The following is a 24,700-nucleotide window of genomic DNA, read 5'->3' as shown; positions in this document are numbered from 1 at the left end:
GCGATCCGTCAGGCGAGCGAGGGGCCCGTCACCGAATGGTGGCGGGCCCTTCGTCGTGGAGCGCGGCGGGGGCGGCGGGCGGTCAGCCCGGCGTGCCGGCGGGCTGGGGCCGGTCGTCGCGGACGTGCACGAGCATGTCGCCGGTCTCGATGACCGCGCCGGCCCGGTCGGAGAGCGTGACCACCTTGCCCCGGCGGACCAGCGCGATGACCAGGGTGTCGTCCAGCTCGCGCGGGGAGCGGCCGACCTCGTCGCGCTCCGCCGAGCGCATCGCCAGGGCCATGCCCTGGCCGGGGGTCAGCAGGTCCTCCACCACGTCGATCAGCGGCGGCGCGGAGGTGGACAGGCCGAGCAGCCGGCCCGCCGTGGCGGAGGAGACGATCACGTGGTGCGCGCCGCTCTGCTTGAGCAGCGGCGCGTTCTCGGCCTCGCGGGCCGCCGCGATGATCCGCACCTGCCCGGCGGTGAGCTGCCGGACGGTGAGCGCGACCAGCACCGACGCGTCGTCGCTGTCGGTCGCGATGATCACCGCCTTGGCGTTGCGCACGTGCGCCTCGTTGAGAACGGAGGAGCGGGTCGCCGACCCCTCGATCGCGACGAGCCCCGCCGAGGTGGCCTGCCGCAGCGACGCCGGGCTGCGCTCGACCACCACGATCCGGGACTTGTCGAGGCCGTTCTCCAGCAGCGCCGAGACCGCGCTGCGGCCCTTGGTGCCGTAGCCGCAGATGATGACGTGGTTCTTCACGCTCTTCCTCCACCGCGTCAGACGACGGCCGGTCCGGTACTGCTCGGTCAGGACTTCCAGGGTGGTGCCGACCAGGATGATCAGGAAGAGCACCCGGGCCGGGGTGACGAACAGGACGTTGACCAGCCGGGCGGACGGCGCCGCCGGCGTGATGTCGCCGTACCCGGTGGTGGAGAGGGAGACCACCGCGTAGTAGAAGCAGTCGAGGAGGGTCAGGCCGTCCTCGTTGACGTCGCGGTAGCCGTCGCGGTCGAGGTAGACCGCGGTGACGACGGCGAAGACCAGGCCCAGGGCGGCGGCCAGGCGCAGGCTCAGCGCGCTCAGCGGGCCCCGCCGCTGCGCGGGAAAGTGGATCACCGCGGGACCTGCTCCGCCTCCGTCGCCTGCACGTGCACAACATAGCGGGTGTGCGCCCGACCGGCCCGGCAGGCCGGGACAACGCCGGTGGTCGGGAGCCGGTCGCCGCGCCGGGCGGCGTCGGCACCGCCGCCGTCGGCGCGGGCGGGGTGGGTGTGCCGCCCGCCGAACCGGCATGATGGGGGCAGGAGCGCCCACCCAGAGGAGGCCCGGATGTCGTTGCTGCGACGGGTGATCGGCGGCGTGCTGCGCCGGGTGCGGCAGCGTCAGGGCCGCACCCTGCGCGAGGTGGCCGAGGCGGCGGGGGTGTCCCTGCCCTACCTCTCGGAGGTCGAGCGCGGGCGCAAGGAGGCCAGTTCCGAGGTGCTGGCGGCGATCTGCCGCGCCCTCGGCATCGGCCTGTCGGATCTGCTGGAGGAGGCCCGCGACGACCTGCGCCGGGTCGAGCGGCGGGTGCCCGCCGCGCCCCGGGTGGCGCTGGCCCGCCTCGACGAGGTGGTCCCGGTGGGCGGCGAGCCCGGCCCGCGCCTGCGCGTCGGCTTCCACGCCGACCCGACCGCGCCCCCGCAGGGCGGGCCACGGGTGGAGTGCCGGGAGCCGGTGGCCGCCGGCCGGGTACTCCGGCTCGGCGGGGTCACCCCGAGCGCGGGCGGCCGGCTGCTGCACGTCGGCGGGGCCCGCTTCGGCACGCCCGTGGCGTCCGTGGGCGGTGCGGTGGCGCACCTCGGCCCGGCCGTGCACGTTTCGCCGGTCCGGCTGTTCGCGGCCGCGCCGCTGGGGCGTCCCGCCGCGCGTACCGTGCGGGCGCTGGCCCGGCGGCGGGCCCGGGCGGGCCGGCGGCTGACCGCCCGCTAGGCCCGGCCGGGTTCTGCCGTCGGCGGATCTGCCTCTGGCAGAAGCGCTGGGAACCGCGCGCCGGCAGGGCGGACGCTGGGGGGACCGGTTCCCCTGGGCGGAGTCCGTCGCCCGCCGGCAGCGTGGAGGTCGATCACGATGACCAGGTACGGCGTGTGGATGCGGGACGGCGGCCAGCCGTCCTTCGGCGACCAGGTGTTCCAGCGGTTGCTGCGGGAACGGATCATCTTCCTCGGCACGGAGGTCACCGACGAGTCGGCCAACCAGATCTGCGCACAGCTCCTGCTGCTGGCGGCCGAGGACAGCGAGCGGGACATCTACCTCTACATCAACTCGCCGGGCGGCTCGGTCAGCGCCGGGATGGCCGTCTACGACACGATGCGGTACATCCGCAACGACGTGGCCACCCTGGCGCTCGGCATGGCCGGCTCGATGGGCCAGTTCCTGCTCTGCGCGGGCACCGCGGGCAAGCGGTACGCCCTGCCCCACTCGCGGATCATGATGCACCAGCCGTCGGGCGGCTTCGGCGGCACGGTCGCCGACATCACCATCCAGGCGGAGAACATGCTGCACGTCAAGCGCACGATGCAGGAGCTGATCGCCCGGCACAGCGGGCGCTCCCTGGAGCAGATCCAGCGGGACTCGGACCGGGACCGCTGGTTCACCGCCGAGGAGGCCCGGGAGTACGGCCTGATCGACCGGGTGCTCAGCCGGGTCGACCAGCTGGCGGCCTGACCGCGCCGGGCGGACCCGCGGGACCGGTGCCGGTTGCGGCGGCGGCCCGGTGCCGGTGCGGCGCGGCCCGGTGGCGCCGGTGGGCGGCGGCGGCCGGACACGCCCCCTCGACCCCGTGTCCGACCTCCGACCCGGTGCAGCCTATGTCCGGAGTACGACCGGACGGGCGCTTCCGGAACGCAGCGCTTTGCAGCCGATTCCCGTTACATCGGATTCCCACCGGGCGCGCCGCCCAGCACCGGGCCGGCCCGGGTGGGCGCTCAGCCAGCGGCGTCGTAGCGGGCGCGGGCGGCCTCGACCTCGCCGAGGTGTGTCGTCGCCCACGCCTCCAGCCCGCCCACCAGGTCGAGCAGGCTGCGCCCGAGGCCGGTCAGCGCGTAGTCGACCCGGGGCGGGACGGTCGCGTACGCGGTGCGGGTGATCAGGCCGTCGCGTTCCAGGCCGCGCAGGGTCTGGGTGAGCATCTTCTGGCTCACCCCCTCGATGCGCCGGGCCAGCTCGCTGAAGCGCCTCCCGCCGTCGGCGAGGGTGAGGACGACGAGCACGCTCCACCGGTCGCCGATCCGGTCGAGGACCTGCCGGCTGCCGCAGTCGCGGGCGAAGGGAGTGGCTTCCATCCCAACACTCTCCATCAGTTAGTCCCTTACTTCAAGGTGCCTACTCTCCAACGGGAAGTGAAGGCGGTTGCTTCCCGTTGCACCGGACGACGGATCGTCCGACCCGGAGGACACCCCCGACCAGGGGATCGTCTCCGGCATCGAGAGGGAGCACACCATGTCCATCGTCGTCACCGGAGCCACCGGCCACCTCGGCGAGCTGATCGTCGCCGCGCTGCTGCGGCGGGGCGTGCCCGCCGGGGAGATCGTGGCGCTCGGCCGGGACGCCGGCAAGCTCGCCGACCTCGCCGGGCACGGGGTGGCCACCCGGCAGGTCGACTACACGGACCCCGGGTCGCTGCGCGCCGCGTTCGCCGGGGCCGACAAGCTGATGTTCGTCTCCGGCAGCGAGGTCGGGCAGCGCGTCGCCCAGCACCGCAACGTCGTCGCCGCCGCCCGCGAGGCCGGCGTCGGGCTGGTCGTCTACACCAGCATCGCCAACGCCGACCGCTCCGGCATGGTCCTCGCCGGGGAGCACCTCGCCACCGAGCGGGAGATCACCGCGTCGGGCCTGCCGTACGTGATCCTGCGCAACGGGTGGTACCTGGAGAACTACACCGACCAGCTCACGACGTACCTCCAGTTCGGGGTGACCGGCGCGGCGGGCGACGGGCGGGTCAGCGCCGCGACCCGCGCGGACTACGCCGAGGCCGCCGCCGCGGCGCTCACCGGCGCCGCCGAGGCCAACCGGGTGTACGAGCTGGGCGGCCCGGCGTTCACCCTGACCGAGCTGGCCGAGGAGGTGTCCCGGCAGACCGGCCAGGCCGTCGGCTACACCGACCTGCCGGCGGAGAAGCTCACCGAGGTGCTGGTCTCCGCCGGCCTGCCCGAGGGCTTCGCCGCCGTCCTGGCCGACAGCGACCTGGGCCTGGCCCGGGGCGAGCTGTACGTCGACGGCGACGACCTGGCGAAGCTGATCGGCCGCGAGCCGACCACCCTCGCCGAGGCGCTGCGCGCCGCGCGCTGAGCCGCCGCACGTGAGTCGCGCGCGCCGGCCGGTCCCGGGCCCGGCCGGCCCGTGCGAGATTCCCTCGCCGTCGCGGCTGCCGCCGCACCCGCGCCTGCTGGTACCGTCGCGAGGTGATCGTCGAGGAACACTGGTGGAACGGGGACGCGACCAAACGAGGGCGTCGCGACGTCTACATCCGCACCGATGGTCAGCGCTGGGAGGTCCAGGCGCAGATCGGTGGTGAGCACGGCCGCTCGAAGGTGCTGGAATGCTCCAGCCACAGCTCCGCGAGCATCCTCGCGGGGGCGTGGCGCGGAGGCAGCTCGGGCTGGCGCGAACTGCGACGCTGAGCGTCGCCCCCCGACGGGGGACGGGCGGCCGGCCCCGCGCGCCGGCCGCCGGTAGGCGTGCGCGGCGGCAGCGGCGAACGCCTATGCTCTGCTGGGGATTCGGACGGCGTGACCGGGGAGCAGTGAGCGGACCGAGGGCGGACAAGCTGCCGCACGCAAGCAGCAAGGCCGCGGTGCTGGACGCCATCCGGGCAGCCGGCACGATCAGCCGGGTGGGCCTGATCAGCGTGACCGGCTTCACCGCGCCCACCATCTCCAACCTCGTCCGCAAGCTCATCGACGAGGGCCTGGTCGTCGAGACCGGCCACGCCGAGTCGACCGGCGGGAAACGGCGGGTCCTGCTCCGGCTCAACCACACCTCCCGGTACGCGGTGGGCGTGTGCCTCGGCCAGGGCGTCATGACGTACGTCCTGACCGATCTGACCGGGATCGTGGTGGCCCGGATCTCCCGGCCCGGCGTCGGCGTCGAGGCGCCCGCGACGGTCGTCTCCCGGATCGCGGCCGAGATACCGACCCTCGTCGACAGCGTCGGCGTGGACCGGGCCCGGTTGGTCGGGGTGGGGCTGGTCTTCCCCGGCCCGCTCACCGGCCGGGGGGTCGCCGGCCTCAACCCCGAGCTGCGGCACTGGCGGGAGTTCCCGCTCGGCGCGGCGCTGGAGCAGGCGACCGACCTGCCGGTGGTGCTGGACAACGACGCCACAGCCGCCGCCCTGGGCGAACACTGGGCGGGCGGGTTCGGCACGGCGAGCGCCGCCGCCGCCCTCTACATGGGCAGCGGCCTCGGCGCAGGGCTGGTCATCGACGGGATCACCTATCGCGGACCGAGCGGCAACGCCGGCGAGCTGGGGCACGTCTGCGTGGCCGCGGACGGCCCGCCCTGCTGGTGCGGCGCGCGGGGGTGCGTGGAGGCCGTCGCCGGGCCCGCCGCCGTGGTCGCGGCGGGGCGGGCGGACGCCGGCCTGGCCCGGGCGCTCGGCCTCACGACCGGCGCCGGCCCGGCGGCGGTGGCCCGCGACTTCGCCGCGATCGGCCGCGCCGCCCGGCGCGGGGAGCAGCGGGCCCTGGCGCTGTGCGAGAGGTCCGCGCGGTACGTCGCGGCGGCCGCCCGCACCCTGGCCAACCTGATGGACCTGGAGGTCATCGTGCTGACCGGGCCGGGCTTCGCCGTCGCCGGCTCGGTCTACCTGCCCGTGCTCCGCCAGGAGCTGCACACGGTATTCTCCCGCTCCGCGCACCCCGTCGACGTACGGCTGTCCCGGTCCGCCGCCACCGCGTCCGCCGTCGGGGCCGCCGCCCTGGTCCTGGAGTCCGAGCTGGTCCCGTTCCACCGCGGGCTCCGGGTGTCGGAGAGCCTCGACGGGGAGTTCGCGCCGCTGCCCGGATCGGCCCGCTGACCTGTGATGGGGGGCGGAATGAGCACGACGAGCGCGGTCGGCCTGGTGCTCGCCCGGGCGCCCCGCCTGCTCGGCGCCGAGCCGTTCTTCATGGAGTTCATCTCCGGCATCGAGGAACGTCTCGCCGAACACGGCCGGTCGGTGCTGCTGCACATCGTCGCCGACCACGCCGCCGAGATCGCCGCCTACCGCCGGTGGGCACAGCTCCGGCTGGCCGAGGCCGTGGTGCTGGTGAACCCGACCGCCGCGGACCCCCGGCCGGCGGTCCTGCGCGACCTGGGCCTCCCCGTGGTCGTGGCCGGCGAGCCAGCCGGCGACACCCCGGCCGTGCGGCGCGACGACGTCGGCTCGGTACGGGCGGCGGTCGCGCACCTGGCCGGCCTCGGGCACCGCCGGATCGCGCGGATCAGCGGGCCGGACGGTCTGCGGCACACCCGCACCCGCACGGCCGCGTTGCTGGCCGCCGCCGCCCCGGCCGGCATCGACGCCGTGGTCCTGACCGGCGACTACTCGGAGGAGTCGGGCGCGGCGGCCACCGTCCGGCTGTTGCGCGACGGCGACCCGCCCAGCGCGATCATCTACGACAACGACCTGATGGCGGTCGGCGGCCTGGAGGTGGCCAGGGAGCTGGGCCTGGCGGTCCCCCGCGACCTGAGCATGCTCGCCTGGGACGACTCCAGCCTGTGCCGCCTGTCCTCCCCGCAGCTCACCACGATGAGCCTCGACGTGCACGAGTTCGGCGCGCTGGTGGCCGCCTCCGTGCTCGCCCTGCTCGACGGCGAGCCGGTCCGGGAACGGTGGTGCCCCACCGAGACGGTGATCGCCCGGCAGACCACCGGCCCCGCGCCGGCCGGGAAGCAGGGCTGGACGTCAGCTTGACTTAGTGAGGTAAATAAACAAAGCTCTTCGATGCGCTCCCATCGACGATCCCCTCTCGACCACGAGGAGATCAGATGAGACATCGTCATGCCCTGCTGGCCGTCGGCACCACCGCGACCCTGGTCGCCGCCGGCCTGGCCGGGCTCACCTTCCCCGCCTCGGCCGCGGCCACCGGCTGCTCCGTGGCATACACCGTGCAGAGCCAGTGGACAGGCGGGTTCAGCGGGAACGTCGCCATCACCAACCTCGGCTCCGCCCTCACCGGCTGGACGCTGACCTTCGACTTCCCGACCAGCGGCCAGCAGGTCACCCAGGGCTGGAGCGCCACCTGGTCGCAGTCCGGCACCAGCGTCTCGGCCGCCAGCCTGAGCTGGAACGGATCCCTGGGCACGGGCGGATCGACCACGATCGGCTTCAACGGCTCGTGGAGCGGCAGCAACCCCGTGCCGAAGTCGTTCGCGCTCAACGGCACGACCTGCACCGGCTCGGTGACCTCGCCGACCCCGGAGCCGACCACCACCCCGCCGCCGACGACCCCACCGCCCACCACTCCCCCGCCCACGACCCCGCCGCCGACCGGGGCCGCGCCCGCGCTGAAGGTCTCCGGCAACCGGCTGGTGACGGCGGGCGGGGCGACCTACCGGCTGCTCGGAGTCAACCGGGCCAGCGGTGAGTTCGCCTGCGTGCAGGGCAAGGGCATGTGGGACAGCGGCCCCGTCGACCAGGCCTCGGTCAATGCCATGAAGGCGTGGAACATCCGCGCCGTGCGGATCCCGCTCAACGAGGACTGCTGGCTCGGCCTCTCCGGCTCGCCCAGCGGCGCGACGTACCAGCAGGCCGTCAAGGACTACGTGAACCTGCTCGTGGCCAACGGGATCAACCCGATCCTCGACCTGCACTGGACCCACGGGCAGTACACCGGCAACATCTCCGCCTGCGCCGACGTCAACGCCACCTGCCAGAAGCCGATGCCCAGCATGCAGCACACCCCGCAGTTCTGGACCGGCGTCGCCAACGCCTTCAAGGGCAACGACGCCGTGGTGTTCGACCTGTTCAACGAGCCCTACCCGGACGCCGCCAACAACTGGTCGGACATGGCTGCCGCGTGGCGCTGCCTGCGCGACGGCGGCACCTGCACCGGCATCACCTACGAGGTCGCCGGCATGCAGGACCTGGTCGACGCCGTCCGGGCCACCGGTGCCAGCAACGTCCTGCTGGTCGCCGGCCTGACCTGGACCAACGACCTGAGCCAGTGGCTCACCTACAAGCCGAACGACCCGCTCGGCAACATCGTGGCGTCGTGGCACTCGTACAACTTCAACGCCTGCGTCACCGTCTCGTGCTGGGACAGCCAGATCGGCGCCGTCGCCGCGCAGGTGCCGGTGCACGCCGGCGAGATCGGCCAGGACACCTGCGCCCACGACTACATCGACCAGGTGATGACCTGGCTCGACTCCAAGCGGATCGGCTACACGGCGTGGACCTGGAACCCGTGGGGATGCAGCGGCGGCAACGTCCTCATCCAGGACTACAACGGCACCCCGACCAGCACCTACGGTGAGGGCTACAAGGCCCACCTGCTCTCCGTGACCCCGTAACGACGACAGCGTCGCCGGCCGGTGCGCCCCGCGAGTAAGGGCGTACGGCCGGCGACGCGCGGGGTGGGCGAGCCCTCACCATCGTGATCTTGAACGGTGGATCTAGGCGAACCGCTAGTAAATAGCCGGTACGGTCACCATCGAGTGATTCGACCGGCGGGGGGGCACATGAGCCAGACGTACGGCCGCAGCCCGCTCTGGGAGCTCTACAACAACACCCAGGTCACCAGGGAAGCCGTCGGCGACCTGAGCAACTTCAAGTCCAGCGAGGTCAACTACAAGCTGGCGCTCTGGGACCCACGGGTCAACGGTGTGCGCTATCTGAAAACGCTCGTCTTCACCCTCGCGGCCGGCCTGAGCCCGGCCAACTGGGCCCGGCTGCGCCGCATCGCCAACCGCGAGGTCGGCGATCCGTTCTCGATCACCTACGACGGCGAAGCGGTCTGCATGGACTACCTGCAGGCGGTGCTCGAGGTGGAGTTCATCGAGAGCCGGATGACCCTCGACGGCGCGCGCATCCTGGAGATCGGCGCCGGCTACGGGCGGACCTGCCACGCGCTGCTGTCCAACCACGAGATCGCCGCGTACCACATCGTCGATCTGGAGAACTCGCTCGACCTGGCCAGCCGCTACCTCGGCGCGGTGCTGACCGACGAGCAGCTCGCCAAGGTGCACTTTCACGGCGTCGACCAGGCGGAGGCCGGCGGCGCCCTGCGGGAGCTCCGGTTCGACCTGGCCATCAACATCGACTCGTTCGCGGAGATGACCCCGGACACCGTCGGCGCCTACCTGGACCTCATCGCCACCCACGCCGACCACCTCTACGTCAACAACCCGGTCGGCAAGTACCTCGACAAGAGCCTGGACGGGCACTCGCAGGGCGACGCGGTCGTCCAGCTCGCGTTGCGGACCGGCCTGCTGAGGGACATCGTGGACATCTTCGACGACCGCGCCGTCGCGGCGCAGTCCCGCCGGTTCATCGACGCCTACCGGCCGGGCCGCGACTGGGCGCTGCTCGCCGATGCGAGAGCCGTCCCGTGGAGCTTCTACTGGCAGGCGCTGTACCGGTCCGGAGCTGCCGGGCGATGACGGACCGCCCGCTGATCGCGGTGCTCGGCGCCTCCGGTTTCGTGGGCTCGGCCGTCCTGACCGCGCTGGCCGACCGCCCGGTCACCGTCCGGGCGGTGTCCCGCCGATCCGCCGTGGCGCCGGAGCCGGCCGCCGCGGATTTCGAGGTGGTCACCGCCGACCTCACCGAGACAGGCGCGGTCGCGGCGGCGGTCGAGGGCGCGGATGCCGTGATCAACCTGGTGCTCAACACCGCCGGGTGGCGCAGCGCCGACGGCGACGACACCGCGGCGCGGGTGAACCTCGGCGTCGTTCATGACCTGGTCGAGGTTGCGCGGGCCGGGACCGGGCCACGGGTGGTCGTCTTCGCCGGCTCGGCGTCACAGGTTGGCCGGGCGCAGCGGTTGCCCGTCGACGGGACCGAACCCGACCACCCGGAGACCGGATACGACCGGCAGAAGGCGGCCGCCGAAGCGCTGCTCGACCGGGCCTCCGCCGATGGCGTCCTCCGCGGGGTCACGCTGCGCCTGCCCACCGTCTTCGGGCCGGCCCGCCCGGGTGGCGGCGACGACCGCGGGGTCGTGTCGACGATGATCCGCCGCGCCCTCGCCGGCGAACCCCTGACCATGTGGCACGACGGCACCGTCCGGCGGGAGCTGCTCTACGTGGACGACGCGGCGCGCGCCTTCGTCGCCGCCCTCGACCATGCCGAAGCGCTCGTCTGCCGGCACTGGCCGCTCGGCAGCCGCTGCGGCGAACCGGTCGGTGACCTCTTCCGGACGATCGCCGCGCTGGTCGCGGAGGAGACGGGGCGTCCGCCCGTGCCGGTCGTCTCCGTCGCGCCGCCGGCCAGTGCCCGGCAGACCGACTTCCACAGTCTGGTGGTCGACGCATCCGCCTTCACCGCCGTGACCGGATGGCGCGCCCGGGTGGATCTTCTGCACGGTCTACGCCGTACGGTGCGGTCCCTGCGCGAAACGCGCCTCGATCTCGGCGCAGGTCTCGTACCGGGGGAGCACCCCGGCCGCGTGGGCCTGGGCGAAGGTGATCGCGGTCCGGTCCCGATCCGACAGGATCGGCTCGATGTCGGCGGGAACGGGCAGGCCGAGCGCGTCGTCGAGCGGTGACAACGCCCGTTCGTTCTCGAAGACGTACTCCGTGGAGAGCAGGTACGACATCACCGTGTCGTCCATCAGGGCGACGAACATGTGCGCCACCCCCGTCGGCAGGTACAGCGACCTGAAGTCCTGGGAGTCGAGGACCACGCTGTCCCAGCGCCCGAAGGTCGGCGACCCGACCCGGACGTCGAGCACCACGTCGAGGACCCGGCCGTACGGGCACGAGACGAACTTGGCCGAGCCGGGCGGCGTCGTGGTGTAGTGCAGCCCGCGGACGACGCCACGGCGGGAGACGCTGTAGCTGGTCTGCGCCACGGGGAACAACGGATATCCGAGCGTCTCGGTGAAGACCGAGTCCAGGTACGGGGACACGAAGACCCCCCGCGGGTCGGGAAAGACCCGCGGGGTGAAGACGTACGCGCCCTCGACGGCGAGTTCGGTTGCTACCTGCACGGCCCCACTCAATCCCGCACGTGTACATGCGGCACGTACAGGATCCAGGCCCCGCCGGCCTGCCGGAACGCCTGTTCCTTCGCCATGATCTCGTCGGCGTGGTTCCACGCGAAGAGCAGCGCGTAGTCCGGCGGGTCGGTCGGGAACTCGCTCGCCGGATGAACCGGGATGTGCGTGCCCGGGGTCAGGCGGCCCTGTTTGGCGGGCGTCGTGTCGTACACCCGCGACACCAGGTCCGGCCCGATGCCGCAGAAGTTCGCCACGGTCGCGCTCTTGGCGGTCGCCCCGTAGGCCACCACCCGTTTGCCCTCCGCCGTCAACCGTTCGAGCAACGCCCGCAGGTCGTCACGGATCCGGCCGACCTGGGCAGCGAACTGGTCCAGCCGGGCCAGCGTCGCGACGCCGCCCGCGTCCTCCTCGGCGATCAGCGCGGCCACCCGGTCCGCCGGGCGGCGTGCACCCGCACGGGCCAGCGTGTAGCGGACCTCGCCGCCGTGCACGGCCAGCCGGTCCACGTCGACCAGCTCGAACCCGAACGACGCGGCCAACGCCTGCACGGAGCGCGCCGAGAACAGGAAGAAGTGCTCGTCGTAGATCTGGTCGAACGACGTCTTCGCCAGGATGTCGCCCAGGTAAGGGTCCTCGAAGACGAAGACGCCGTCCGGCCCGAGCAGCGCGTCGACACCCCGCAGGATCGAGTCGAGGTACGGGATGTGGCAGATGGTGTTCGCCGCGAAGATCACATCTGCGGGGCCGTCGCTCGCGCGTACCTCACGGGCGGTGGACTCCTCGAAGAAGTCCCCGCGTACCCGAAGGCCCTTGGCCCTTGCCGCTTCGGCGACCTTGCCCGACGGCTCGAAGCCCAGGTGCCGGACGCCGGCCTCGTGCACGGTCCGCAGCATCACCCCGTCGTTGCAGCCGATCTCGACCACGAACGGGTCCGGGCCGGCGGCCTCCGTCTCCAACAGGTGCCGGGCGGTGTCGGCGAAGTGCTTCTGCATGACGGCGGAACCGGACGAGTAGTACGGGTAGTCCTCGTGGAACATCCGCTCCCGGGGGACCTCCTGCATGAGCTGCACCATCGTGCACGTCTCGCAGAGGCCGACGGCGAGCTGGAAGAAGTACTCCTGCGGGATCTCCGGTTCGGTCAGGAAGCGGTCGGACAGTGGCTGGCGGCCGAGGTCGAGGAACTGCACGACGGTTCCACCGCAGGCGCGGCAGGTGGCCTGTGGCCGTGCCCGGTCGGCTGGGCTGATCATGGGTGGCGTCCTCCAGTGCTACCGGCGGCTCAGAGCGTCGTGAGTACGTCGCGCAATGCACCTATCACCGTGTCCTGCACGTCGACCGGCAGGGACGGGTACATGGGCAGGGAGAAGATCTCGTCGGCGATCCGCTCGGTGACCGGCAGCGATCCGGCGGCATAGCCGAGCTTCGAGAAGCCGGTCATGGTGTGCACCGGCCACGGGTAACTGATGTTCAGCGTGATTCCACGCCGCTTCAGTTGCTCCAGGATCGCGTCCCGCTGCGGATGACGGACGACGTAGAGGTAGAAGACGTGCTCGTTGGCGTCGGCGAGGGCGGGCAGGACGAGCCCGGTCTCTTCGGCGATGTCGCCCAGCCCGGCGGCGTAGCGCTCGGCCACTGCGCGGCGGCCGGCGATGTACTCGTCGAGCCGGCGCAGCTTGCGCCGGAGAATCTCCGCCTGCACCTCGTCCAGCCGGCTGTTGTGGCCGGGCGTCTGCACGACGTAGTACACGCTCTCCATGCCGTAGTAGCGCAGTTGGCGCAGGTCACGGTCCACGGTCTCACTGCCGGTGAGCACGGCGCCGCCGTCACCGTAGGCGCCCAGCACCTTCGTCGGATAGAAGGAGAAGGCCGCCGCGTCGCCCATGGTCCCGGCGAGCTGCCCTGCGTGCCGTGCGCCGTGCGACTGCGCGCAGTCCTCCAGCACCAGCAGCCCGTGCTCGCGGGCCAGCCGCTGTAGCGGCGCCATCTCCACGCACTGGCCGTAGAGGTGGACGGGCAGCAGAGCCTTGGTCGCCGGGGTGATCACGTCGGCCACCTGGGTCGTGTCCATCAGGTAGTCGTCCGGCCGGATGTCCACGAAGACCGGGATCGCGCCGACGGCGTCGATCGCCAGCACGGTCGGCGCCGCCGTGTTGGCGACGGTGACCACCTCGTCGCCGGGCCCGACGCCCAACGCCTGGAGGGCCAGCTTGATCGCGTTGGTGCCGTTGTCCACCGTGACGCAGTGCGCCACGTCGTGGTACGCGGCGAACTCGGTCTCGAAGCCGAGCACGCTGCGGCCGAGCACGAGGTTGCCCGACTCGAAGACCGTCTCCACCGCGTCGAGCAGGTCGGCCCGTTCCTTCTCGTATTCCGGCAGGTAGTCCCACACTCGGATGGTCATGTTCACCTTTCTCCCGCCGGATCCGGGGAGCGGAGCGCCCGAACGCTCATGTAGTCGTTGTCCCGGTCCGCGCCCAGCGCCTGGCCGCTCAGGTAGTCGACGCCGTCCACATAGCTGTAGGGCTGCATGAACCCACCGGCCCGGACGTCGCGGTAGAGCCGTGCCAACGGGTGCTGCCCGTCGTACGCCTGGCCGCCGAGCAGCGAGAGGCAGTCGTCGACGACCGCCGGGGCCAGTTCGTTGACGGTCATCTTCGCGTACTGGAACGGGGTCATCATCCCGCGCCCGCGCTCGTCGAGATCGCCGGTCAGGTCCGCGGATAGGAGGTCCGCGTTGAGCAGCGCGGCGCCGGCGACGGCCCGGAGCGTGTACAGCCGCGTGTCGATGCCGGCCACCAGGGCGAGGGCGGCCGCCGGCCGCGATCGACGGCGCGCGTACGTCTCGACGGCGAGGTCCCGCGCGGCCTGCGCGACACCGGCGTAGATCCCGAGCATGGTGATCGAGCTGACCGTCTGCCCGGCCAGGACGGCGTCCCGGCGCGCGCCGGCCGGCCCGCGGTCGAGAACGTGGTCGGCGGCGACCGGACAGTCGTGGAAGCTGACGTCGAGGGTGCCGGAGGCCCGCATGCCGAGGCCGTCCCAGTGCGTGCCGACGGTCAGCCCGGGCGCGTCGCGCCGCACCACCGGAACGGCCAGCACCACGTTGCCGTCGGCGTCCCGGCGCTGGGCGTGCACGAAGAAGTGGGTACCGATCGGCGCCATGCTGACCAGGATCTTGCGGCCGTTGAGCAGCCAGCCGCCGGAGCCATCGGCGGTCAGTTCGGTGAGGACGCCCGGCGCGTCCTTCAGGGCCCCGCAGACGGCGGCCTCCCCCGTCGCCATCGCCCGCAGCAGCCGCTCGGCCAGCGCCCGCACCGGCGGGGAGCCGTGCATCCATTCGTAGGTCAGGGTGAGCCCGCGGCTGAGCTGGACGTGCAGTGCCAGGGCGGTGGAGGCGTCCGCTTCGGCCAGGCGCATCAGGGCGACGGCGACGTCGTACAGGCGGTGGACGCCGAGCCCGCCGAGCGCGGTGGGCACGGTCGCGCCCATCAGGCCGAGCTTGGCCAACTGCCCGAACACCTCGACCGGGAACGTGCCGTCCCGGTCGTTGTCACCGGCCTCCGACCGGATCTGCGGGAGTACGCCGGTCAGCAGGTCGACCATGGTGCGGCCTTCCGGTGTGCTCGGTGCCCGCAGGTCTCCCACCACCGGCGAATTCGCCGTGTCTGTAGCCATCGCCCGCTTCCTCTTGCACTATTCCGACCCTGGTCGCCTACCCACGACCGAAACCACCATTGCATGGCTGACGGTCGGGAACGACGCCAACGAACATGCGGCCCGCGAATGTGTGGACACCGGTTAGCGTAGGCCCTCCAGTAGCCGGTGGCGGTGAAGTCTAGGCGTATCACTCGAGCTTCAATGCGGGGCCGTTTCCGGCCTGTGCCGGCGAGCCGTTCCCATATACATTCGGCGGACACACACGGAGGGCCTCGTGAAGATACTGTTTATCGCAGGGCCAACGAAGTCAATTCCCTCTTCCGCCACGGATCCCCGTCCATGCGCGTCCTCGTGACAGGTGGCGCCGGCTTCATCGGCTCACACCTGGTCGACGCCCTGCTGGAGCGCGGCGACACCGTCACCGTGGTCGACGACCTCTCCACCGGCCGGTGCGGCCGGTTGGCCGTCCGTGTCACCTTCCATCAGGAGTCCATCACCGACGGGAAGACTCTCGCCGCGATCGTGGCGGACGCCCGTCCGGACCTGATCTACCACCTCGCCGCGCAGGCCGACGTCCGCACCTCGGTCGCGGATGCCAGCGGCGACACCGGGGTCAACGTGCTCGGCACCGTCAACGTCCTGGAGGCGGCCCGAACCGTCGGGGCCCGGGTGGTGTTCGCCTCCACCGGCGGAGCCCTGTACGGGGCGATCAGCGCGATCCCGTCCCCCGAGGACGCCCGCCCGGAGCCTGCGGCGCCGTACGGCGCCGCCAAGTACTGCGCGGAGCAGTACGTGGCCCTCTACAACCGGCTGTACGGCACCGCCCACGCGGTCCTGCGACTGGGCAACGTCTACGGCCCTCGCCAGGATCCCGCCGGCGAGGCGGGCGTGGTGTCCATATTCTGCGGGAACCTGCTCTCCGGCCGCCGGCCCACGATCTTCGGCGACGGCAAGCAGACCCGCGACTACGTCTACGTGGCCGACGTGGTCGAAGCGTTCCTGGCCGCGGCCGAGCACGGCGGCGCGGGCGTGTGGAACATCGGCACCGGCACCTCCACCAGCATCCTCGAGTTGCTGGAGGTGATCGCCGCGACGGCCGACCGGGCGGTCCAGCCGGTGTTCGCGGCCGCCCGTCTCGGCGAGCTCCAGCATTCCGCCCTCGATGTGACCCGGGCCGGCCGGGAGTTGAACTGGACCGCACGGACAGCGCTCGCCGAGGGAATCGCCAGGGCCTACCAGTGGATCAGGGACCAGGACGGTTGCGACGTCGAGGCATGAGCGGGCCGGCCTCAAGCTCGTTCCCGGCGGGTACGTAGCGGTGCTGCGGCGCCCGCCACACCCATTGCTACCCTGGCGTGCGGAGAGATCGGAGCAGGGTGGGCTATCGGTACGAGACGACACGGGACGACTACGGCGATCTCGCAAGCGGGGCGGTTCTCCGGTCCGCCCCGGGCTTTCCCGCCTTCCCCGTGCGGCTCGCGTCCGAGGTGTTCCAGCACGCGCTCGACGTGCGCGGCGGCACCGACCCGGTGGTCCTGTGGGATCCGTGCTGCGGCAGCGGTTACCTGCTGACCGTGCTCGGGATTCTGCACCGGCGGTCGATCGCGAGACTGCTGGCCTCGGACATCGATGCCGACGCGGCCCTGACATTGGCGGCAGCCAATGTCGGCCTGCTCGCCGAGGGTGGCCTGGCGGCACGGGCTGCGGAGTTGACCGAGCGGGCTCGACGCTTCGACAAGCCCGGCTACGCCGAGGCCGCGGCCGCGGCCGGACGGCTGAGCCGCCGGCTCGAGGCTGCCGGCGGCCCCCTGCCGTACGCCGTCCGACAGGCCGACGTCTTCGACCCGACGGCGCTGGCCTCGGCGGTCGGGGGCAGCGAACCGGATCTCGTCGTGACGGACGTCCCGTACGGCGAACAGACGGAGTGGACCGGCGGTCATGCCGGTCGGGGCCTGCACGGAATGCTCACCGCCGTCGCTTCGGTGCTTCGACCGGCCGCGGTGATCGCGGTGATCGTGCGGGGCCGCCGGGTTCCGCCGATCGGGGCGGCACGCCCCCGGCGAAAACTGAGGGTGGGCACACGAGCGGCGGCCCTGTTCGTGGCGGCCGACCTCAACGACGCCGGGCCGGCCCACCCGTAAGCGTGACGGATTGCCGGTTCTTCGCGCACGGCTGCACCCTCTAGTGAGCTCCCTATATTGCATTCGAGAAGGGTGATCCCTGCTCCATTTTCCAGTACCGTGAGTCACGGCAACGGGACATGCCTTTCCTCGGGGCAACCCGGTAGTTCGCCATCCCTCGACGCGATCACATCGAGGGTTGGTCACAGGGGCTGGAGATTATCCTGACTAGGCGAGCGCTGATCACAGGGATTACCGGTCAGGACGGTACTTATCTTTCGCGGCACCTCCTGGCCGCTGGATATGACGTCTATGGAATGGTGCGGGGCCAGAATTCGCCGAGCGCGCGCTGCGGCCGGCAGGTGCACCCCGACGTTCGGCTTGTCAACGGCGACCTGATGGACCAGTCGAGCCTGATCTCGGCGGTGGACAGGGTTCGGCCGGACGAGATCTACAATCTCGGCGCACTGTCCTACGTCCCCACCTCGTGGCGGCAGCCCAACACCACTGCGGAGATCACCGGGACGGGCGTGGTGCGCATGCTCGAAGCCGTGCGGATCGTCGCAGGCATCACCAGCTCGCGTACCCCCGGCCCGAGTCGGCCACGCTTCTATCAGGCCTCGTCGTCCGAGATGTTCGGCAAGGTACGGGAGACCCCCCAGAATGAGCTGACGCCCTTCCACCCACGCAGTCCGTACGGCGTCGCCAAGGTGTTCGGCCACTACACGGTGCAGAACTACCGCGAGTCGTACGGCATGTACGCGGTCTCCGGCATGCTCTTCAACCATGAATCACCCATCCGCGGACCGGAGTTCGTGACGCGAAAGGTGTCGCTGGGCGCGGCGGCGGTGAAACTGGGGCTCCGGGACTCGTTGCGACTGGGCAATCTGATGGCCGAGCGGGACTGGGGTTTCGCCGGCGACTACGTCCGCGGCATGTCGATGATGCTCGCCCAGGACGAGCCTGACGACTACGTCCTGGGCACCGGGATCGCGCACAGCGTGCGGGAGCTGGTCGAGCTGGCCTTCGCCCACGTCGACCTGGACTGGCGTGACCACGTCGTCCTCGACGAGGCGCTCCAGCGTCCGGCCGAGGTCGACCTGCTCTGCGCCGACGCGACGAAGGCCCAGCAGCGCCTTGGCTGGAAGCCGACGGTCTACTTCGAGGAGCTGGTCGGGATGATGGTCGACAGCGATCTCCGGCTGCTGTCGGGTCCGCAGTGCAGTGAGGGCGGCGTCATCCGCGAGCTGGCCGATCTGTGGTGAGCGAGCTTCCCGCGTTGTCCGAGGGCAAGCTCATGACGTCCGGGGACGACCCGATGGAGTGGTGGGAGCCGGCGGCGGGCGGGGTGAGCCCCGCCTTCCGGTCCTGGCTCGCCGAACGGTCGACGATGACCTCCTGCGAGGTCGAGCGGATCCGGCTGGACGAGCTGCGTGGTTGGGCGTTCGACGAGACCACCGGCAACCTGGCGCACGAGAGCGGCCGCTTCTTCGTGGTCGAGGGCGTGCACGTGCGAACGACGTACGGTGCGGTGGCGGAGTGGTACCAGCCGATCATCAACCAGCCGGAGATCGGGATTCTCGGCATGTTGATGAAGCTCGTCGACGGCGTCCCGCACTGCCTGTTGCAGGCGAAGGTCGAGCCGGGCAACATCAACATGATGCAGCTGTCGCCCACCGTGCAGGCGACCCGCAGCAACTACACGCGGGTCCACGGGGGCGGCGGCACGAGGTACCTCGAATACTTCACCCGGCCGGGCGCCGGACGGGTCCTGGTCGACGTGTTGCAGTCCGAGCAGGGCTCCTGGTTCCTGCACAAGCGGAACCGCAACATGGTCGTGCTGGTCGACGACGTGCCGCCCTCCGACTACCACTACTGGCTGCCGCTGCACGAGGTTCGGCGGCTCCTGCGCATCGACGTACTGGTCAACATGGACACCCGTTCCGTGCTGTCCTGCCTGCCGTCGACCTTCTTCGCCGGTTCGGGAACGGTCCCCGCGAACTCCGCCATGGCCGCCGCGCTGGCCCGGTCCGCCAGCGGCGAGGGTCCGTCGCACCGCTCCACGGAGGCGGTGCTGAGCTGGTTCACCGAGGCCAAGAGCCGGCACGAGCTGGCGGTGAGCCGGATCTCGCTCCGCGACCTGCGCGGCTGGCGGCGCACGCCGTATGAGATCTCCCGCGAGGACGGGCGACACTTCAGCATCGTCGGGGTCACGGTACGCATCGACAACCGTGAGGTCACCGAGTGGAGTCAACCGTTGCTGCATCCGCGGCAGCGGGGGATCATCGCATTCGCGCTCAGGATCATCAATGGGGTGGCGCACGTGCTGGTGCACGCTCGGTTCCAGGTGGGGCTGCTGGATGCCATGGAGATGGGACCCACGGTCCAGTGCACGCCGAGTTCGGATGCCGAACAGCGGCCTCCTTTCCTCGACCTGATACTCAACGCCCCGAGCGAGCGGATCCTGTTCGACACCGTCCTCGCGGAGGAGGGCGGCCGGTTCTACCGCGCCGAGAACCGCTACATGCTGGTGGAGGTCGGCGACGACCTTCCGGTGGTGCCGGACACCTTCTGCTGGGTCGCCGTCCATCAGCTCGCCACGCTGTTGCGGCACGGCTACTACCTCAACGTCGAAGCACGCAGTCTGCTTGCCTGCCTGCACAGCCTGTGGTGAGTGAGGTGCCCCAGCGAGCGGTGGTGAACGATCCGATCCGGTTCGGCGTATTGGGATGTGCCGACATCGCACGGCGGCGGACCCTGCCGGCGATCCTGCGTGAGCCGACGACCGAACTCGTCGCCGTCGCGGCCCGGGAACAGGCGAAGGCCCGCGCGTTCGCCGGTCAGTTCGGCTGCGCGGCGGCCGCCGATTACCGCTCTCTGCTGAGCCGGCCGGACGTGGACGCGGTGTATATCCCCCTGCCCGCCGGGTTGCACCACGAATGGGTCGGCCGGGCGCTTGAGGCCGGTAAGCACGTCCTGGTGGAGAAGCCGTTGACCACACGGTACGCCCACACCGTGGCGATGGTGGAAAGCGCCCGTTCCCTCGGCCTCGCCCTGATGGAGAATCTGACCTTTCTCCGGCACGGTCTGCACCGCGCGGTCCTGGACCTGCTGGAGGGCGGCGAGATCGGCGAACTGCGCGAGGTCAACGCCGCGTTCGGATTCCCTCCCCTCGGCCCGGACGACATCCGCTACCGGCCGGATCTGGGCGGTGGGGCACTGCTCGACACGGGCATGTATCCGCTGAGCGCCGCCCGTCTCTTCCTCGGTCCCGAGCTGGAGGTCGTCGGCGCGACGCTGAAACTGGACCCCGAACGCGGCGTCGACGTGTCCGGCAGCGCCCTGCTGTCCACTCCGGACGGCCGGACCGCCCAGTTGACCTTCGGCTTCGAGCACGCGTACCGGTCGGACTATGTGCTGTGGGGCAGCGAGGGGCGGATCGTCGTCGAACGCGCCTACACGCCTCCTGCCACGCGACGGCCCGTCATCAGGCTGGAACACGAGGAGGTCAGGCGGGAACTGACCCTTCCGCCGGAGGACCAGTTCGCCAACACGCTGCGTGCCTTCGTCGGAGCCGTCGCCGTCGCGGGTCAGCGGGCCGCCGAGACGGTGGAGATCTGCGCCCGGGCTCGCCTGATCGATGAAATTCGGGTCAAAGCAGGGCAACCGCGCGTGCGGCTGCCCCACGAGGTCTGAGGCGCGGCGAGGCCACGGTCGCACCGGGGAGACCTGCGCCGGCCCCCTTGAGGGCCCCGCAGAACGGGCGAAGCGTTCGGACGGCTCGAAAGCCGCCTTAGCCCTCTAGGGGTCATCGATGGCGAAAACACCCAGCTCAATGGATGATCCAAGCCCCGGAGACTAGGTGTTCCACTAAGCCTCAGTGCGAGCTCAGAGTCGCCATTCCGCCACTCAGGGTAGCGTTCGATCCGTCTGTGGCCCCTGCGGCCAAGCCGCTGGACCACCCCGCGCGCGGCCCGGAGCAGGGCGTACCCCCGGACGCAGGCATCGATGGGCCCGCATGGGTCAATTCCGATCAGAGAGCGATAACCGTCGATCCTCTACCCGATCAGGGCAGGCGATACGTGCAACTTTCGGTTACACTACTGCCACGTTAGGTCAGTTCTGGGAGTGGCCACACGGGTGACCTACGTATCGATCGCAGGCAAAGCGGGGGTGCGACTGCTACGGGATGTTTACTGTCAGCTAGGTTTTCCGACACCTTCAGCTCAACTCCGATGGCGGGTGAACCGGCTGCGCCGGCTTGCCGCACCCGGCAACCAATCGTCTCGGAATCCGCTGGTCGTGCGACGCTTTCTGCCGAATGTCCGGACCCAGCACCGCGTAACGTCGGCCGGCCGCCGGTTCGGTGGCCTCCATCGGGTTGAGCACGCCTGCGTCCGGCTGATTCACGGCCGGTTCGGCCTGGCCCATGCGTTGGAAGACGACACCGTGACGCAGTGCGCCGTTCCATCGACTCGTCTTGCGAATCAAGCCATGGTAGGGATTGGAGATGAAACTGTGGGTCTGAAGCTTCCCCTCTCCGAGTTGGATGCCCGCATCATCGAAAGCATCGCAGCGGGTGAGCGCACTGTGCATATCGCGAACAAGGTCTACCTGAGTCGTCAGGGCGTCGAATACCACGTCAGCAAGTTGTTGCAGCGGCTACGTGTGCCCAATCGGCCCGCGCTCATCGCCAAGGTGTATTCGATGGGCATCCTTTCGGTGGGGACCTGGCCCCCGGAGGTTTGCCGGGAAAGGCTCGACTGAGCGAAACGGAAACCAGCCCGTGCAACCCCGTGACCCATCGGCAGGGACGATTCGAGGTCTCATGGAAACGAAGAAAAAAGGGCCCTCCGATTATCCGATGGTAGTGGCTATATGCGCATTCAGTGTCGAGAATGTGCGTAAGCACCTACACCACAACCTGGCCCAGCTGTCCGGTGACGAGTACTTCGTGCAGTTGGACCGGCCGAGCACTCCGGAGGCGGAGTCGGTCGCGGCCGAGGTGGATGCCGCCGGCGGAACGATGCGCGTTCTCGGCGCCACCGGCGGCCTGTCCGCCTCGCGGAATCTCATGTTGGCCCGGTGGCCGAATCACCACGTGATGTTCGTCGACGACGACGTCCGGCTGGACGCCAAGGCCGTCACGGCGGTCCGCGAGAGCCTGCGCGCGGGCACCCACGTCGTCGGCACTCGGCTCGCCCGCCCACCACGCCCCCTGCCCTGGTACGTGACGTCCGGTCAGTTCCACCTGCTCGGCTGGCACCGGGACGACCGCGAGATCAAGATCTGGGGTGCCTGCATGGCGGTGGACACCGCCTTCGCCCATGCCAACGGCCTCGACTTCGATCTCGCGTTGAGCCGGACGGGTGGCAACCTCCAGTCCGGCGAGGACACCACGTTCGTCAAGCTCATGAAGGACGCGGGGGCCCGTGAGCAGCTCCTGCCGGACTGCTCCGTGACGCACGACGTGGATCCCGCCCGGCTGACCCTGCGCTACCTGCTGCGGCGGGCGTACTGGCAGGGCCGGTGCGAGTCACGGCGTGGCCAGGCGTGGGCGGGGTTCCGGAAGGAGTGGGACCGGCATCGCACCGCGCCGGAGTCCCGCCTGCGCCTGCCGCTGGCGTGTCTCTACGGTGCCGTGACCGCGTGGGGCGTCCTTCATGATCAGCTCCTGCTGAGGTGGGGGCGTGATCATCGCTCGGCGGCGGTCTGATGCGCGAGCACGTGTTCCCAGCATTCACGTACGCCGTCCGTCAGACCGATCCTGGCCCGCCAGCCGAGGGTCTCGTGTGCCAGCGAGGAGTCCAGCCAGTTGCCACCTCTGTCGAACTGGCGACCGCCTTCCCAGATCACCTCGATCCGCTGGTCGACCACGGTCGACACCACCGCGAGCAGATCGGCCAGGGAGGTGGGCGCCCCTGAGCCGACGTTCAACACGGTCGGGATTCCCTCCGGACCGGTGGTGGCCGTACGGCGGTGCACGGCCTTGAGGATCTCGGCGACGTCGTCCACGTGCACGTAGTCGCGGACCACCTCCGGATCACCGAAGACCCGGATCGGCTGCCGCGTGGCCGCGGCGTCCAGCCAGTGCGACAGCACGCCGTAGCCGTGCGCCGGGCGCTGACCGGGCCCATAGACGTTGCTGAGCCGCAGGATCACGGGACGGACATGGTCGGCGTGACCCAACAGTTCCCGTTCCAGCCCGAGCTTGGCGCGCCCGTACGCCGACGTGGGCCTGGTCAACGCCGATTCGTCGTACGGCGGGCACGCGTCCGGCGAATACACCGTGCCGCCTGAGCTGGCCAGCACGAACACCGGGAAGGGGGCGGAGTGCCGCAGGGCCGTCAGGACGTCGACGAGCAGCCTGCGCTCGGCGACGATCAGTTCCGGATGGCGCTCGGCGAGCGCCGGGCTCAACCGTGCGGCGAGGAACAGTACGATCTCGGCGTCGCACAGGCCGGCAGCCGGGCGCCCGTCGACCACCGGCGGGTGCGCCTGGTTGAAGCGGGCGACCGGGTGCCCCGCGCGGGTCAGTTGGGCCACGAGCCGGGAACCGATGAACCCGGTGGCGCCGATGACGGCCGTCGGGCATCTCCTCACCTGGGCTGCCGTCACGACGACTCGGCGCGAGTGACCGGGCGCAGGCCCGTGGCCGAGAAACGAGCCAGGGCCGCCAGCGTGGCGACGACGGACACCCGTTCGTCGTCACCGGCCGGCGGCGCGGTCCGGACGGCGCGGAGCGACGTGTACGCCCGGATCAGGTCGGGGTGGACGCCGGACGGCGGCCGGTAGCCGGGGTCCGCGCGGACGAAGGCGACCGGGCAGCCGAGCGCCCGCGCCGGTAGGACGTCGTGGTCGTGCCGGTTGCCGACGACCAGCAGGTCGGCGGGGGCGACACCGAGGTGCTCCAGGGCGATTCCCAGCAGCGCCGGATCGGGCTTGGCGACGCCCACGAGCGAATCGAGGAAGACCCCCGCGCAGGCCGCTGTCAGTCCCCAGGCATCCAGCACCCGCGCGCACTCCGGGGGCTGGTTGGCGACGATCACCGTCGGGACCTCGCGGGCCAGCGTCACCGCCGCCCGGACCGCGCCCGGCATCTCCTGGGCGAGTTCGTGCCAGGCCCGGCGAATCTGCGCCCAGGCTCGGGCGGCGGCCGGCGAATGCAGCAGCGTCCGGCCTGCGGCTCCGTCGTCCGGGGATTGGTAGAAACGCTCGACATGCTCGATGAAAACGGACCGGGTGATCGCCGGGTCGTCAGATCGGAGCAGATCGTACGTCGCTTGCAGCCACGCCAGCTCGAACGGCTCATCGTAATAGATGACCCCACCGACATCCAGCGCGATGGCACCGTATTCGGTCATCGTCAATGACTCCCGTGCCTTCGACAACATCCGCGTGATCCTCGCACGGTCCATCGTGACCGATCGAGCCCTCGGCTGCCGATCCGACATCTCGCCGGCGGATTCTAGGTCTTTCCCTATTCGCCGATGGTCATCGGATCGGCGACGTCGCCCGCCGCCCATGCCCGGGGCGCGTCCACACCAACCACCGCAAGCCGGGCACCCGCACGACCGGGCGGGGGTCCGGTTCCGGATCGCCTCGCGGGAGGCCCTGCCGGGGGCGCGTCAGAAAATGTCTAGGAGAAGTTCTATATCACTGTCATATAGACCGTTTGTAGAGTTCGTTGGATCGCCGTATGGGATATGGAGTCTGACGCGCGGTACGCCGCCCGGAGTCGCGGCGACCGGCCCGGT

24 protein-coding genes and 1 pseudogene are annotated in these 24,700 nt (G+C 70.9%); 17 read left to right on the top strand and 8 right to left on the bottom strand.

The annotated features are described in order from the left end of the window. Positions 1-82 precede the first annotated feature (82 nt). Positions 83-1,102, bottom strand: coding sequence for a potassium channel family protein (locus O7628_RS16735; protein ID WP_278131767.1), 1,020 nt, complete (start codon positions 1,100-1,102; stop codon positions 83-85). Between the two features lie 50 nt (positions 1,103-1,152). Here O7628_RS16735 and O7628_RS16730 point away from each other — a divergent pair, with 50 nt between their 5' ends. The 3 genes from O7628_RS16730 to O7628_RS16720 all read left to right on the top strand — a co-directional run bounded on the left by O7628_RS16730 (position 1,153) and on the right by O7628_RS16720 (position 2,692). Next, positions 1,153-1,281, top strand: coding sequence for a hypothetical protein (locus O7628_RS16730; RefSeq protein WP_278131765.1), 129 nt, complete (start codon positions 1,153-1,155; stop codon positions 1,279-1,281). Positions 1,282-1,315: 34 nt separating this feature from the next. After that, the gene (locus tag O7628_RS16725) at positions 1,316-1,957 is read left to right on the top strand and encodes a helix-turn-helix transcriptional regulator (protein ID WP_278131763.1); all 642 of its coding nucleotides are present in this window, start codon (positions 1,316-1,318) and stop codon (positions 1,955-1,957) included. A 138-nt stretch (positions 1,958-2,095) separates the two neighbouring features. Then, a complete protein-coding gene (locus O7628_RS16720) occupies positions 2,096-2,692 on the top strand; it encodes an ATP-dependent Clp protease proteolytic subunit (protein ID WP_074477031.1) in 597 nt (198 codons plus the stop codon). A gap of 260 nt (positions 2,693-2,952) precedes the next feature. On the opposite strand, the gene O7628_RS16715 is transcribed toward O7628_RS16720, so the two are convergent. Beyond that, positions 2,953-3,309, bottom strand: a complete 357-nt coding sequence (locus tag O7628_RS16715; RefSeq protein WP_074477030.1) for a helix-turn-helix domain-containing protein — start codon at positions 3,307-3,309, stop codon at positions 2,953-2,955. 157 nt (positions 3,310-3,466) lie between these two features. On the opposite strand from O7628_RS16715, the gene O7628_RS16710 reads away from it, so the two are divergent. The 7 genes from O7628_RS16710 to O7628_RS16680 all read left to right on the top strand — a co-directional run bounded on the left by O7628_RS16710 (position 3,467) and on the right by O7628_RS16680 (position 10,713). Then, entirely contained in the window at positions 3,467-4,315 is an 849-nt protein-coding gene (locus O7628_RS16710; RefSeq protein ID WP_278136324.1) for an SDR family oxidoreductase, read from the top strand. 113 nt (positions 4,316-4,428) lie between these two features. After that, a complete protein-coding gene (locus tag O7628_RS16705; protein ID WP_074477028.1) occupies positions 4,429-4,647 on the top strand; it encodes a hypothetical protein in 219 nt (72 codons plus the stop codon). Between the two features lie 122 nt (positions 4,648-4,769). Next, on the top strand, positions 4,770-6,041 hold the full coding sequence (locus tag O7628_RS16700; RefSeq protein ID WP_278131761.1) for an ROK family transcriptional regulator: 1,272 nt from the start codon (positions 4,770-4,772) through the stop codon (positions 6,039-6,041). Between the two features lie 18 nt (positions 6,042-6,059). Beyond that, positions 6,060-6,920: a substrate-binding domain-containing protein gene (locus tag O7628_RS16695; RefSeq protein WP_278131759.1), complete on the top strand. Its 861-nt coding sequence runs from the start codon at positions 6,060-6,062 to the stop codon at positions 6,918-6,920. 74 nt (positions 6,921-6,994) lie between these two features. Further along, entirely contained in the window at positions 6,995-8,518 is a 1,524-nt protein-coding gene (locus tag O7628_RS16690; protein WP_278131758.1) for a cellulase family glycosylhydrolase, read from the top strand. Positions 8,519-8,686: 168 nt separating this feature from the next. Continuing rightward, a complete protein-coding gene (locus O7628_RS16685) occupies positions 8,687-9,607 on the top strand; it encodes a putative sugar O-methyltransferase (protein WP_278131756.1) in 921 nt (306 codons plus the stop codon). Beyond that, positions 9,604-10,713 carry an NAD-dependent epimerase/dehydratase gene (locus tag O7628_RS16680; RefSeq protein WP_347405174.1) on the top strand — a complete coding sequence of 370 codons (1,110 nt, stop codon included), beginning with the start codon at positions 9,604-9,606 and terminating at the stop codon, positions 10,711-10,713. The genes O7628_RS16685 and O7628_RS16680 overlap by 4 nt, the downstream gene beginning before the upstream one ends. Here O7628_RS16680 and O7628_RS16675 read toward each other — a convergent pair. The 4 genes and pseudogenes from O7628_RS16675 to O7628_RS16660 all read right to left on the bottom strand — a co-directional run. Next, positions 10,684-11,157, bottom strand: a pseudogene (locus O7628_RS16675) (dTDP-4-dehydrorhamnose 3,5-epimerase family protein); the annotation flags it as partial. The gene O7628_RS16680 and the pseudogene O7628_RS16675 overlap by 30 nt on opposite strands. Before the next feature lie 8 nt (positions 11,158-11,165). Then, complete coding sequence (locus O7628_RS16670) at positions 11,166-12,416, bottom strand: class I SAM-dependent methyltransferase (RefSeq protein WP_278131752.1); 1,251 nt, start codon at positions 12,414-12,416, stop codon at positions 11,166-11,168. Between the two features lie 29 nt (positions 12,417-12,445). Continuing rightward, entirely contained in the window at positions 12,446-13,567 is a 1,122-nt protein-coding gene (locus tag O7628_RS16665; RefSeq protein WP_278131750.1) for a DegT/DnrJ/EryC1/StrS family aminotransferase, read from the bottom strand. A gap of 2 nt (positions 13,568-13,569) precedes the next feature. After that, complete coding sequence (locus O7628_RS16660; RefSeq protein WP_278131749.1) at positions 13,570-14,841, bottom strand: acyl-CoA dehydrogenase family protein; 1,272 nt, start codon at positions 14,839-14,841, stop codon at positions 13,570-13,572. A gap of 321 nt (positions 14,842-15,162) precedes the next feature. Between O7628_RS16660 and O7628_RS16655 the strand changes: the two genes are divergently transcribed. From O7628_RS16655 to O7628_RS16625, 7 genes are all read left to right on the top strand, one after another. Next, positions 15,163-16,101: an NAD-dependent epimerase/dehydratase family protein gene (locus tag O7628_RS16655; protein ID WP_278131747.1), complete on the top strand. Its 939-nt coding sequence runs from the start codon at positions 15,163-15,165 to the stop codon at positions 16,099-16,101. Between the two features lie 98 nt (positions 16,102-16,199). After that, positions 16,200-16,964 carry an rRNA methyltransferase gene (locus O7628_RS16650; RefSeq protein WP_074477018.1) on the top strand — a complete coding sequence of 255 codons (765 nt, stop codon included), beginning with the start codon at positions 16,200-16,202 and terminating at the stop codon, positions 16,962-16,964. Between the two features lie 152 nt (positions 16,965-17,116). Continuing rightward, positions 17,117-18,208 (top strand): GDP-mannose 4,6-dehydratase, encoded by a 1,092-nt coding sequence (locus O7628_RS16645; RefSeq protein WP_347405239.1) that lies wholly within the window; start codon positions 17,117-17,119, stop codon positions 18,206-18,208. Continuing rightward, positions 18,205-19,617, top strand: coding sequence for an NDP-hexose 2,3-dehydratase family protein (locus O7628_RS16640; RefSeq protein ID WP_278131745.1), 1,413 nt, complete (start codon positions 18,205-18,207; stop codon positions 19,615-19,617). The genes O7628_RS16645 and O7628_RS16640 overlap by 4 nt, the downstream gene beginning before the upstream one ends. 23 nt (positions 19,618-19,640) lie before the next feature. Continuing rightward, on the top strand, positions 19,641-20,639 hold the full coding sequence (locus O7628_RS16635; protein WP_278131743.1) for a Gfo/Idh/MocA family oxidoreductase: 999 nt from the start codon (positions 19,641-19,643) through the stop codon (positions 20,637-20,639). Positions 20,640-21,185: 546 nt separating this feature from the next. Next, positions 21,186-21,710 carry a LuxR C-terminal-related transcriptional regulator gene (locus tag O7628_RS16630; RefSeq protein WP_278131741.1) on the top strand — a complete coding sequence of 175 codons (525 nt, stop codon included), beginning with the start codon at positions 21,186-21,188 and terminating at the stop codon, positions 21,708-21,710. A 133-nt stretch (positions 21,711-21,843) separates the two neighbouring features. Further along, positions 21,844-22,659: a glycosyl hydrolase gene (locus O7628_RS16625; protein ID WP_278131739.1), complete on the top strand. Its 816-nt coding sequence runs from the start codon at positions 21,844-21,846 to the stop codon at positions 22,657-22,659. On the opposite strand, the gene O7628_RS16620 is transcribed toward O7628_RS16625, so the two are convergent. Next, entirely contained in the window at positions 22,638-23,561 is a 924-nt protein-coding gene (locus O7628_RS16620) for an NAD-dependent epimerase/dehydratase family protein (protein ID WP_278131737.1), read from the bottom strand. The two genes, O7628_RS16625 and O7628_RS16620, sit on opposite strands and share 22 nt — an antisense overlap. Further along, a complete protein-coding gene (locus O7628_RS16615; protein WP_278131736.1) occupies positions 23,558-24,337 on the bottom strand; it encodes an HAD family hydrolase in 780 nt (259 codons plus the stop codon). Before O7628_RS16615 ends, O7628_RS16620 begins: the two co-directional genes overlap by 4 nt. Positions 24,338-24,700: the final 363 nt, after the last annotated feature.

Origin of the sequence: Micromonospora sp. WMMD956 (assembly GCF_029626125.1) — a bacterium.
Lineage (GTDB): Bacteria > Actinomycetota > Actinomycetes > Mycobacteriales > Micromonosporaceae > Micromonospora > Micromonospora carbonacea.
Note: the sequence above shows the minus strand (reverse complement) of the source record. Positions and strands in the feature narration are given on the sequence as shown.